Genomic DNA, 10,346 nt, shown 5'->3' with positions numbered 1-10,346 from the left:
GTAAGGACCGGGCGCTTTTTGCCCGGTCTTTTCTTATGGACTTTAGTCCGTTGAGCTCGTGCAGCGGTAGAAACAGTGCCTTGGCGGAACAGCAAAGCTGCCAGTGGGAGTGACGATTGCAGAAAAGCGAAGGCATAGTTCGCAGATTAACCGATAAAATGAATAGAAAGGGATTATGGCTGGCAAAACGACTGGAGGGATTCAGAACGTGGAGATGCCGGATGTGCGAAAAACCGCTGCTTACTACTATGATTTGGATGATCTGAACGCGCCAGTCATGCTTTATTTTCAACCATTGAACCGCTTTTACCATCAAAATCTGCAACAATTGGCACGTGTCGCAGACTTTCTGTCTGAAAAGGCCGATTTTCCGGTGTCGCGCATAATGGTTAACCGCGATGGCGGCTACGAGACGAAAATGAATGGGCGTTCATGGGTCTTAATGAGCCGACCGGAGCTTGAACCCCGCCAGCAGCGCCGCTCGTCAGCGGATCTGCTTGGCGAACTGCATGCACGGACAATCGGTGCAAATCTGCAAGCCTTCCCTGAGTCACCGGCTGCTTCAAGAAGAGAAAAATTGTCGGGCCGACTGGATGCACTGCAAGGCTACTATGATCGATGCCGCAGTGAAGAAGATCCGTCTTCTTTCGAGCGAACATTTATCGAACTCTTTCCTTATTTTTCGTGTTGCGCTGAGAATGCTGTGCAAATGTATGCCGACGATGCCATTGATTATCCGAATCAGGAGCAGTTGTGTGTCGGTCACTATCGTTATTCAATCGGTGAACAGGAAATGACAGAAGACCCTTCGCAGTGGGTGATCGATGACCGTTCAAGAGATTTAGCCGAAGCAATGCGTCTTTTTGCCTGGCGCGGTGCTGGTGACGCAGATGTCGTTGCAAATGCTTTTCTTGATGCGTATGAAGCGCGTTTTCCGCTCAGCGAACCGGTGATTGAGCGGATGGTTGGTCGGCTGCTTTATCCCCTGGCGTTCATCGAATGTTGTGAGCGTTATTTCGCCAACCAAGGCGATGACCAGCGGATGCTTGAGCTTCAGCTGCGCCGGTGCGGAGAAAAAATAAAAGAGCGCGAGCGGGTTTTAAAGGGTGTGATCGATCGTTATGAAGGACGCATGCACGCACCGGAATGGTTGATACGTCCATAATGAGAAACAAAGACCGCTCATGAAGAGCGGCCTTTGTTTACGGACGATTTTTATTTTAAAAAACTTGTTCCAGTTCTTTGATTCCGGGAACATTTTCAATGAGTGCCCGTTCAATGCCGGCTTTCAATGTGAGCGTTGAGCTCGGGCAGTTGCCGCATGCACCGAGCAGTCGAACGCGTACCACGCCGTCCTCAACCTCAAGTAATTCAACATCTCCGCCATCGCGAAGCAAATAAGGACGAAGTTTCTCCAATACTTCTTCGACTTGTTGATACATACACTCACTCCTTAACTATCACATATAGGGTCATTATATCTTTTTTGAGACAGAAAATCTATTTATTCGATTCATTGCGGCGCACGTTTGATTCGAGAATGAGAAAGATGGAAATCAAATCAGTGACGGAAGCGCCTGAATTTGCTATATTAATTTATAATTCAACAACAAGTCAGAGGTGAACAGAGTGGAGCTCACCGTCTATGGTGCAGAAGCCGTATGTGCAAGCTGCGTTCAAGCGCCGCCGTCAAAAACGACGGCGGAATGGCTTGATGCCGCCTTAAGCCGCAAATTCGGAGAGAAAGTTCTTGTCCGTTATATTGATATTTATCAGCCGGAAACAGAGAAGGATCGCGTGTACTGCACGAAGATTCTTGCTGATGACTTTTTTTACCCATTGGTCGTACATGAAGATGAAGTGCTTGGCGAGGGATTTATTGCCTTAAAACCGATCGTGCAGTTCTGCATTCGCAGCGGGTTGACTCCCTTGGACAATAGTGGAAAGAACAAGGAGTAAGGAACAGCATTCTGATCATAAAGAATCAAAATAAAATGGGGGGAATTGCCGCATGCTTGACTTTCATCACAGCTGGCCCTATGAACGAGTGGCCAGTGATCTTTATTTTGAAGAGTGCCCCTTTTGTCATGAATCACCGGTTCTGCTTTCTTTAAAAAAGGAGGCGGAAGCACGTGCATTCCAAGGAATAAAAACCAATCTCGTCATGCCTTGCTGCCATGAGAAAATCGTGATTGAGACAATGGATCGCGATTATATTTGGGCTACGCAGGTGCTGCGTTAGAAATGATTGAATCCGAGAAATGGAGCGATAATTGTGAGACAAGACGTACCGTTTACGAAAATGCATGGGCTGGGCAACTGTTATATATATCTGGACGGAATCACGCGGGATCTGACGGTTTCGTCTTTTCCTGAACTTGCACGCCGTGTATCCGATCCGTATAAAGGGATCGGTTCAGACGGCTTAATCCTCATCTTGCCTTCAGACTCAGCCGATGTGCAAATGCGCATCTTTAATAAAGACGGCTCCGAGGCGATGAACTGCGGCAACGGACTTCGCTGCGTTGCCAAATATGTCTATGACCACCATTTGGTGCGCAGCAAGCAATTTTTGATTGAGACACGTTCCGGCAACAAGCAGGCAACCGTGCATACAAAAGATGGAATTGTTGAAACGGTAACGGTTGATATGGGTGAACCGATCCTTGAGCGGGAGCGGATTCCGGTTGCCGGAACGCCGAAAGGGCAGAGCGTTATTGAGGAGCCATTGACTATCGCGGACGAGGTCTATCGATTTACGGCGGTATCAATGGGGAATCCGCATGCCCTGTTCTTTGTGGATCATATTCAAGAAGCACCGATTCATCAGCTGGGAAAACTGCTCGCAGACACCGCTCCGCTCTTTCCTAGCGGTGCCAATATCGGCTTTGTTCAACCGCTCAGCGATCACGAATTGAACTATCGTGTTTGGGAACGCGGCTCAGGAATTACGCAAGCATGCGGCACCGGCGCGTGTGCGTCAGCGGTTGCCGCGATCTTAGAAGAGCGTGCGCGGAAGGATATACCGATCACGATTCATCTTGACGGTGGCGATCTGACGATTGAATGGCAATCCACAACCAATCATGTACTGATGACCGGAGAGGCGAAGACAATTTGTGACGGTGTGTATTTTTATGAGCACTGACTCATCTGTATTGAGGATGAACGAAAAAACCATTTCTAATCGACTTTGATTGTGATTCATCGCACATCAGGATATAATGTTAGTAACTCACATAAGGAGCTGAAGGAAATGAATATTACGTTGACCGATCCAGCAAGCTTTCGTGTTCGAGAAATGTTGGCAAATGAACCGGGAGAAGATCTGTTCCTGCGTGTCGGTGTCGGCGGTGGCGGGTGCTCCGGACTGACGTACGGCATGGGATTTGATGATAAAATGATTGACGGTGACCTCGCTTTTGAAGGACAAGGTTTTAAAGTCGTTGTTGATCAAAACAGCGCACCATTGCTCGATGGCGTTACCATTGATTTTAAACAAAATCTCGATGGCGGAGGATTCACAATCGACAATCCGAATGCAATTTCTTCATGCGGATGCGGTCATTCATTTAAGACTGCAGATAATGAAGGTCAGCCGGCAAAGCAGTGCGACTGCTGATCGCTCACTAACTTTTTCATCGGTAATAGAGACGCTAAACCATCTTCTTGAAACGTATTTAACGAGAAGATGGTTTTTTGTTTTCTCACAGGATAAGAAAGCACATAAAATTTGCCATGTATTCAAACCAATAAAATAGTGTCATGGCCAAGAATCAAAGCGGAGGTGCTCTGGCGCCTACGGGAAAAGCGTGCCAGCGAGACCCCGCAGATTCCTGCCCTGTCTGAGGAAGCTCGCGGTGCGCCCGTGCCAGCGAGTAACCGAAGCGACGATTCAGCACCGGAAAGACACGAGCCCATCACACATGGTTGGAGATTGAGGACCGGGCGCTTTTTGACCGGTTTTTCTAATAAATGTTCTCGGTCAGTCGAATCTGCTCTGCTCCGTCCGTTAAAGGTCGTTTCCTGTTCTTTAATAAAATACATAAATCGCCTGATTTCGACACAAATTATCCTTGAAATGTTAACAAAAAAGACATATTATTAATGAGGAAAAACAAATCATCGCATAGAATTTTCTGTCTGCTTGGATCATCACGTGATCATTCAGGCCTACGATGAGTCCATTCATTAGACAAAGGCTTTATTTTCTTTCATATTATAAAAAAGGTGGCAGTGAATACCATGAGCAAGCCCAAAATTGTGATCCTTGGAGCCGGATACGGCGGCATGATGACAGCCGTACGCCTCGAAAAGGAATTAAAAGCGGAGGATGCCGATATAACACTGGTGAACAAGCACAATTATCACTACCAAACAACTTGGTTGCATGAAGCAGCAGCGGGAACCATTCATCATGACCGCACGAGAATGTTGATTAAGAATGTCATAAACACAAAGCGCGTTAAATTTGTCCAAGACACAGTAGGATCAATTGACCGGGAGAACAAGAAAGTTGCGCTCAAAAACGGCGAGATCGAGTACGACTATCTCATTGTTGCCCTTGGGTTTGAATCGAATACGTTCGGTATTAAAGGATTGGCAGAAAATGCATTTGCCATTCGCAGTGTAAATACAGCGCGCAAAATCCGTGAACATATAGAGTATAAATTTGCAAGCTACAACAATGATCCGGATGCTAAGGACAGTGATCTGACCATTGTTGTCGGCGGAGCCGGGCTCAGCGGTATTGAATTCCTTGGAGAACTCGTGGATCGAATTCCTGATCTGTGCAAAGAATACGATATTGATCCGAACAAGGTCAAAATTGTCGATGTTGAAGGCATGCCTTTCGTTCTGCCTCCATTTGATCGTGAACTTGCAAAATATGCGCAGAATTATTTAGAGAGCAAGGGCGTTACATTTAAACTAAGTACCTTTATTAAAGAAGCAACCCCTGAAGGTGTTAAAGTACAGAAAAAAGATAGCGAGGAACTGGAAGAGATTCAAGCGGGTACGGTGGTATGGACCGGAGGCGTGAAAGCCAATCATATTCCTGCTGATTCCGGATTCGAAACAAACCGCGGCAAGATCCAGGTAACTGAGGATCTTCGTTATCCAGAGGATGATCATATCTTTGCTGTCGGCGACGTCGCCGTGGTCTTCCCGAAAGATGCAGAACGTCCTTACCCGCCAACCGCGCAGATTGCGATTCAAGAAGCTGAGAATCTTGCTAAGAACATCAAACATATTCTCCATGGAGAAAAGACCGAGGCTTTTGTTTATAAACCAAAGGGTACTGTTGCTTCACTTGGTGAAAAACAGGCCATTGGCGTTGTCTTTGATCATAAATTGACCGGAAAGCCGGCTGCAGCAATGAAAAAAGTGATTGACGACCGTTATTTGCTGATGCTTGGCGGAGTCCCGCTCGTTCTGAAGAAGGGCAAATTAAATCTTCTGTAAAGGGAACCAAGAACAAACGCCTTTGATTAACCGTCCGGCTGATCAAAGGCGTTTGTTCTTATAGATCATGCAATTTCTTAGAAAAGTGCATTAAAAAAAGCTGTACCTCGGATGAAATGAGCGGTACAGCTTTTTTTATTAATTATTGAAGAACAGACCAAATTTTGATCAATGTTGCCGCTTTTTCCGGCTCTTCAGCCATTTGGTCGATCAAACGGTCCAGTCCGGGTATACTTTTTAGCTTATTCAACAGTACTTGATCTTCAAGGGTTGTGTAGCTTATTTCCGGCTCGTTAACCATGAGCGTACGACCAAGCAGGTAATCGGTGGAGACATTCAGATAATCGGCAATTTGCACAATCATATCCGGATCCGGCTTCCTTGCGCCTGATTCATAGCGGCTGAGCTGCGCATTGGAAATATTTAGTTGACGTGCCATTTCCAACTGAGATAAGCCTTGCTCGTCACGCAAAAAGCGAATCCGGCTGCCGAGTGTATTTTCCATTCCGAATGGTTCCTCCTGTACATACATTACACGGCGTACATAAACAAGAAAATAGTATCATGTTCTCATTGCACATGCGCTTTATTTACCAAATAGGAAAAATTATTGAGAATATTAGCGAAAAATATGCTATAATTTTGATTAAAATTACCAATAAGGAAATTGCTTGGAGGGAGTTAGCCTATGCTGACTGTTGATTTAGCGAAGCTGAAAAAGATACGGGAATCGCAAATGTCCTTACGAGAGATGGCACGGCAAATCGGTTATCAGAGCGCCAATGGATACTTTTACTTGGAAAGCGGGCGAAGTAAGATTAGCGCAGAAATGCTTGCAAAGGTAGCAACCGTTTTGAACCAACCGATTGAAACCTTTTTTACGGAAAGAGAAGGAATGGATGAAAAAGGATGATTTATAAAAAGAGTGGAGAAAATGATTGTTGATGGAACGCATACATAACGTTGATTTTGTTCGTGTTGATGATAAACTAAAACAAGGATGAAATAATTTAGTGAATGAAGTAGAGATACGAACCGATCGGCCTAGTGACTCTATCGTTCCTTTGAAAGGGAGAATTGATATGTGCGGATTTTGCGGCTATATTGCAAACGATCATCGTTTGCAACCGGGGAATCACAAACAGAATAAAATGACCGCGCGAGCAGAGATCATTAATCACCGTGGTCCTGATGATGCAGGCTATTATACAGATGACCAAGTACAACTTGCCTTTCGCCGATTAAGCATCATCGATTTGGCGGGCGGACATCAGCCGCTGCCTTATGAAAACGAACGCTATTACATCATTTTCAATGGTGAAATTTATAACTACGTTGAACTGCGAAATGAATTAAAGAAAAAAGGCTTTCAATTTGAGACGACCTCAGATACCGAAGTTATTGTTGCCCTGTATGCGGATCGTGGAATCGACTGCGTGAATGAATTGCGGGGGATGTTTGCATTCATTATTTGGGACAAAGAGGAACGGACACTTTTTGCTGCACGCGACCATTTCGGCATCAAACCGTTCTATTATATGGAAAAAGAGGAGGGTATCTTCTTTGCTTCTGAGATGAAGAGTATGCTTGTTGGTGAAAACACGCATCCGGTCGCGGAAGAAGCACTGCAATATTACCTGACCTTCCAATTTGTTCCGGAGCCGCAGACACTTGCTGCGGATATTAAGTGCTTGGAACCGGGGCATTATCTGCTCAAAAAAGACGGTGAACCGATGACCAAGGGGGCATTTTGGGAACCAAGCTTTGCCCCTGTGGAACAGACATTGGAGGATGCTAAGAAAAAGATACAGGACGCGTTAATCAACTCAGTGAAAATTCACATGAGAAGTGATGTCCCGGTCGGCGCCTTCTTGTCCAGCGGCATTGACTCGACTTCCATTGTGGCACTAGCGAAGCGTTATAATGAGCAAATCAAAACATTTACCGTTGGCTTTGCCAGCAAAGGATATAACGAAATTGATATTGCTCAGGACTCGGCAGATAAGCTAGGCGTTCAGAACGATTCGCTGGAGATCACACCGGAAATGGTATTGGAAGAATTACCGAAGATTGTCTGGCATTTGGATAACCCAGTGGCGGATCCAGCAGCAATACCCAATTATTTTGTTGCGCGTGAAGCGCGAAAACAAGTGAAAGTTGTCTTGTCGGGCGAAGGATCCGACGAGTTATTCGGCGGGTATAATATATACCGTGAGCCGCTAGCTTTAAACTGGTTTGACAAGGTTCCGAAACTTGGCAAAAATTTGCTACACGCCATTGCTCAGCAGATGCCGGTCGGAATGAGAGGGCGCAGCTATTTGCTCCGTGGGACGACACCGCTCTCGCAGCGCTATGTCGGCAACGCGTTCATCTTTGATGAGGAAGAGAAGAAATTTGTGCTCAAAACGTACTCTGATCAGGCGCGTTTCACGAAGATAACGGATCCAATTTATAACCAAGCTTCTGAAAACAAATTGGACCAGATGCAGCTGGTTGATCTTAAGACATGGCTGCGTGGCGATATTCTTACTGTTGCCGATCGCATGACAATGGCCCATTCGCTGGAGCTGCGTGTCCCATTCTTGGATGTACATGTCTTTGAAGCAGCGCGGACCCTCCCTACTGCGCTGAGGACTGGAGAAGGAACAACGAAATATGCTTTCCGAGAGGCGATGCGCGGCATTGTGCCCGATTCGATTCTGTTTCGAAAAAAATTAGGATTCCCGGTTCCAATCCGTATCTGGCTTAAGGACGAACTGCACGATTGGGCGGTAAATTTGATTCATGATAGTCATACAGATGCATTGATCAATAAATCTTATGCGCTGAAACTGCTGGATGATCATTGCAGCGGCAAAGCCGACAACAGTCGAAAAATTTGGACAATACTGATGTTCATGCTCTGGCATCAGATCTTCATTGAGGAAACGGTGACGGTTCACCCTGAACCTGCTTTTCAAGTATAATAATAAAAAGGATCTCCGCCATGACGGCTGAGATCCTTTTTATTGGTGTGCATCATTTAACGTGTTTGCGTTTCACGTTCGTGTTCCACACTTTCGCTTGGGCGAAACAGGATTGTTAGGCAATACAAGGCACAGAGTCCGACAATACCATAAATAAGACGAGAGAGAGCGGATCCTGCGCCTCCGAAAATGGTGGAGACGAGATCAAAGCGAAAGAAGCCGATCAGCCCCCAGTTAATTCCTCCGATAATAAGCAAGACGAGACATGTTCTCTGCAAACCGCTCATAACTGTTCCTCCTTTTATGTGCGTGCATCCCTATCATGTCTTTTTCTAGCAAAAGTATTCATTTAAATTGGATTGAGGCGATTGATAACAAAATATGATCACATTGTGAAATCGTTTGCAAATCGAGGAATATTCATCCATGATGACTTGAATTTGCGCCCATGGTCTTGTACAGTTAAGAAGGAATGATAATGAATAATGGAGGCCGATGAGATGAGCAAGAAAGTTGCTTTTGATTACAGTAATGCGCTTTCCTTTTTTGCACAGCATGAAGTGGACTATATGACGTCACAAGTTTCTGCTGCCCATAAAGCAATTCATGAACAAACGGGCGCAGGCAATGATTTTTTGGGTTGGCTTGACTTGCCGACTGCATACGATAAAGAAGAATTTTCGAGAATTAAGAAAGCAGCTGAAAAAATTAAATCGGATTCAGACGTTCTGGTTGTTATCGGTATTGGCGGTTCTTATTTGGGAGCCCGCGCTGCTATTGAAACACTGAACCATTCTTTTTTCAATGTGCTGCCTAAAGAGGAACGTAAAGTACCTCAAGTATTTTTCGCAGGCAACAGCATCAGCGCGACATACCTCAACGAACTGTTCGACGTTCTAAAGGACAAGGACGTGTCGGTCAATGTGATCTCGAAATCGGGAACGACAACCGAACCGGCGATCGCATTCCGTGTTTTCCGCGAATTCCTAGAAAACAAATACGGAAAAGAAGAAGCGAAACAAAGAATTTATGCAACAACAGACAAGGCAAAAGGCGCTTTAAAAACACTTGCCGATAAGGAAGGCTATGAATCGTTTGTTATTCCGGACGACGTGGGCGGACGTTTCTCCGTCTTGACGGCTGTCGGGCTGCTTCCAATTGCCGCCTCAGGCATTGATATTGATGAGCTCATGAGTGGTGCGCGCGACGCACAAAATGATTTCAGCGAACCGGAACTGAGTAAGAACCAAGCCTATCAATATGCGGCTGTCCGCAATATTTTGTACAACAAGGGCAAAACGGTTGAAATGTTGGTTAACTTCGAACCGCATCTGCACTACTTCTCAGAATGGTGGAAGCAGCTATTTGGCGAAAGTGAAGGCAAGGATTTCAAGGGTCTGTATCCATCATCTGCGGACTTCAGTACCGATCTCCACTCGCTCGGCCAGTTCGTTCAAGAAGGCCGGCGTGTGATGTTCGAAACGGCCGTGCTTGTTGATGAACCAAGAAAGAATGTAGCCATTAAGGCGGAAAAGGAAAATTTGGACAACTTGAACTTCTTGGCAGATAAAACGATGGACTACGTAAATAAGAAAGCAGCTGAAGGCGTTCGTCTTGCTCATACGGACGGCCAAGTGCCGCAACTGGTGGTCTCGATTCCTGAATTGACGGCTTATCACTTTGGCTATTTGATTTATTTCTTCGAAAAAGCGGTAGCTGTCAGTGGCTATCTGCTCGGTGTCAATCCATTCAACCAACCGGGTGTTGAAGCGTATAAGAAGAACATGTTCGCTCTTCTTGGCAAACCGGGCTATGAATCGGAGAAGGCAACACTCGAAGCGCGTCTGAATCATTAATGCAAAATGTTTAAAAGGAAGATCGTTAAGTTTCGCCGATTGACGGCGAAACTTTTTTAAC

General features: G+C 45.6%; 12 protein-coding genes. 9 read left to right on the top strand and 3 right to left on the bottom strand.

All coding sequences use genetic code 11. The annotated features are described in order from the left end of the window. Positions 1-175: 175 nt before the first annotated feature. Positions 176-1,165, top strand: a complete 990-nt coding sequence (locus tag SIN01_RS08015; RefSeq protein ID WP_141306035.1) for a YutH/CotS family kinase-like spore coat protein — start codon at positions 176-178, stop codon at positions 1,163-1,165. Positions 1,166-1,220: 55 nt separating this feature from the next. On the opposite strand, the gene SIN01_RS08010 is transcribed toward SIN01_RS08015, so the two are convergent. Continuing rightward, positions 1,221-1,442 carry a NifU family protein gene (locus SIN01_RS08010; RefSeq protein ID WP_010025357.1) on the bottom strand — a complete coding sequence of 74 codons (222 nt, stop codon included), beginning with the start codon at positions 1,440-1,442 and terminating at the stop codon, positions 1,221-1,223. Between the two features lie 187 nt (positions 1,443-1,629). Here SIN01_RS08010 and SIN01_RS08005 point away from each other — a divergent pair, with 187 nt between their 5' ends. The 5 genes from SIN01_RS08005 (at position 1,630) to SIN01_RS07985 (ending at position 5,463) form a co-directional block, all read left to right on the top strand. Continuing rightward, positions 1,630-1,959, top strand: a complete 330-nt coding sequence (locus SIN01_RS08005) for a YuzD family protein (RefSeq protein ID WP_010025359.1) — start codon at positions 1,630-1,632, stop codon at positions 1,957-1,959. A 52-nt stretch (positions 1,960-2,011) separates the two neighbouring features. After that, positions 2,012-2,242 carry a hypothetical protein gene (locus SIN01_RS08000; protein WP_010025360.1) on the top strand — a complete coding sequence of 77 codons (231 nt, stop codon included), beginning with the start codon at positions 2,012-2,014 and terminating at the stop codon, positions 2,240-2,242. 60 nt (positions 2,243-2,302) lie between these two features. Further along, entirely contained in the window at positions 2,303-3,148 is an 846-nt protein-coding gene (gene dapF, locus SIN01_RS07995; protein WP_039745816.1) for a diaminopimelate epimerase, read from the top strand. A gap of 108 nt (positions 3,149-3,256) precedes the next feature. Continuing rightward, positions 3,257-3,622, top strand: coding sequence for a HesB/IscA family protein (locus SIN01_RS07990; protein ID WP_010025363.1), 366 nt, complete (start codon positions 3,257-3,259; stop codon positions 3,620-3,622). A gap of 623 nt (positions 3,623-4,245) precedes the next feature. After that, entirely contained in the window at positions 4,246-5,463 is a 1,218-nt protein-coding gene (locus tag SIN01_RS07985; RefSeq protein ID WP_010024230.1) for an NAD(P)/FAD-dependent oxidoreductase, read from the top strand. 142 nt (positions 5,464-5,605) lie between these two features. Here SIN01_RS07985 and SIN01_RS07980 read toward each other — a convergent pair whose 3' ends face one another. Continuing rightward, positions 5,606-5,968 (bottom strand): helix-turn-helix domain-containing protein, encoded by a 363-nt coding sequence (locus SIN01_RS07980; protein ID WP_010024232.1) that lies wholly within the window; start codon positions 5,966-5,968, stop codon positions 5,606-5,608. A 183-nt stretch (positions 5,969-6,151) separates the two neighbouring features. Between SIN01_RS07980 and SIN01_RS07975 the strand changes: the two genes are divergently transcribed. Next, the gene (locus SIN01_RS07975) at positions 6,152-6,376 is read left to right on the top strand and encodes a helix-turn-helix domain-containing protein (RefSeq protein ID WP_010024233.1); all 225 of its coding nucleotides are present in this window, start codon (positions 6,152-6,154) and stop codon (positions 6,374-6,376) included. Positions 6,377-6,545: 169 nt separating this feature from the next. Beyond that, entirely contained in the window at positions 6,546-8,429 is a 1,884-nt protein-coding gene (gene asnB / locus SIN01_RS07970; RefSeq protein ID WP_010024234.1) for an asparagine synthase (glutamine-hydrolyzing), read from the top strand. A 56-nt stretch (positions 8,430-8,485) separates the two neighbouring features. Here the strand turns inward: asnB and SIN01_RS07965 are convergent, their stop codons facing one another. Continuing rightward, entirely contained in the window at positions 8,486-8,716 is a 231-nt protein-coding gene (locus SIN01_RS07965; protein ID WP_010024235.1) for a DUF378 domain-containing protein, read from the bottom strand. A gap of 213 nt (positions 8,717-8,929) precedes the next feature. Here SIN01_RS07965 and SIN01_RS07960 point away from each other — a divergent pair, with 213 nt between their 5' ends. After that, a complete protein-coding gene (locus tag SIN01_RS07960) occupies positions 8,930-10,285 on the top strand; it encodes a glucose-6-phosphate isomerase (protein WP_010024236.1) in 1,356 nt (451 codons plus the stop codon). Positions 10,286-10,346 lie beyond the last annotated feature (61 nt).

The organism is Sporolactobacillus inulinus (assembly GCF_006539285.1).
Classification (GTDB): domain Bacteria; phylum Bacillota; class Bacilli; order Bacillales; family Sporolactobacillaceae; genus Sporolactobacillus; species Sporolactobacillus inulinus.
The sequence above is the reverse complement of the archived record's forward strand: the minus strand, read 5'-3'. Positions and strand labels throughout refer to the sequence as shown.

Excerpts from the sequence above, each read along its gene's own strand:
- SIN01_RS08015 (WP_141306035.1), top strand. The coding sequence starts at position 176 with ATGGCTGGCAAAACGACTGGAGGGATTCAGAACGTGGAGATGCCGGAT.
- SIN01_RS08010 (WP_010025357.1), bottom strand. The coding sequence starts at position 1,442 with ATGTATCAACAAGTCGAAGAAGTATTGGAGAAACTTCGTCCTTATTTG.
- SIN01_RS08000 (WP_010025360.1), top strand. The coding sequence starts at position 2,012 with ATGCTTGACTTTCATCACAGCTGGCCCTATGAACGAGTGGCCAGTGAT.
- dapF (WP_039745816.1), top strand. The coding sequence starts at position 2,303 with ATGCATGGGCTGGGCAACTGTTATATATATCTGGACGGAATCACGCGG.
- SIN01_RS07990 (WP_010025363.1), top strand. The coding sequence starts at position 3,257 with ATGAATATTACGTTGACCGATCCAGCAAGCTTTCGTGTTCGAGAAATG.
- SIN01_RS07985 (WP_010024230.1), top strand. The coding sequence starts at position 4,246 with ATGAGCAAGCCCAAAATTGTGATCCTTGGAGCCGGATACGGCGGCATG.
- SIN01_RS07980 (WP_010024232.1), bottom strand. The coding sequence starts at position 5,968 with ATGGAAAATACACTCGGCAGCCGGATTCGCTTTTTGCGTGACGAGCAA.
- SIN01_RS07975 (WP_010024233.1), top strand. The coding sequence starts at position 6,152 with ATGCTGACTGTTGATTTAGCGAAGCTGAAAAAGATACGGGAATCGCAA.
- asnB (WP_010024234.1), top strand. The coding sequence starts at position 6,546 with ATGTGCGGATTTTGCGGCTATATTGCAAACGATCATCGTTTGCAACCG.
- SIN01_RS07965 (WP_010024235.1), bottom strand. The coding sequence starts at position 8,716 with ATGAGCGGTTTGCAGAGAACATGTCTCGTCTTGCTTATTATCGGAGGA.
- SIN01_RS07960 (WP_010024236.1), top strand. The coding sequence starts at position 8,930 with ATGAGCAAGAAAGTTGCTTTTGATTACAGTAATGCGCTTTCCTTTTTT.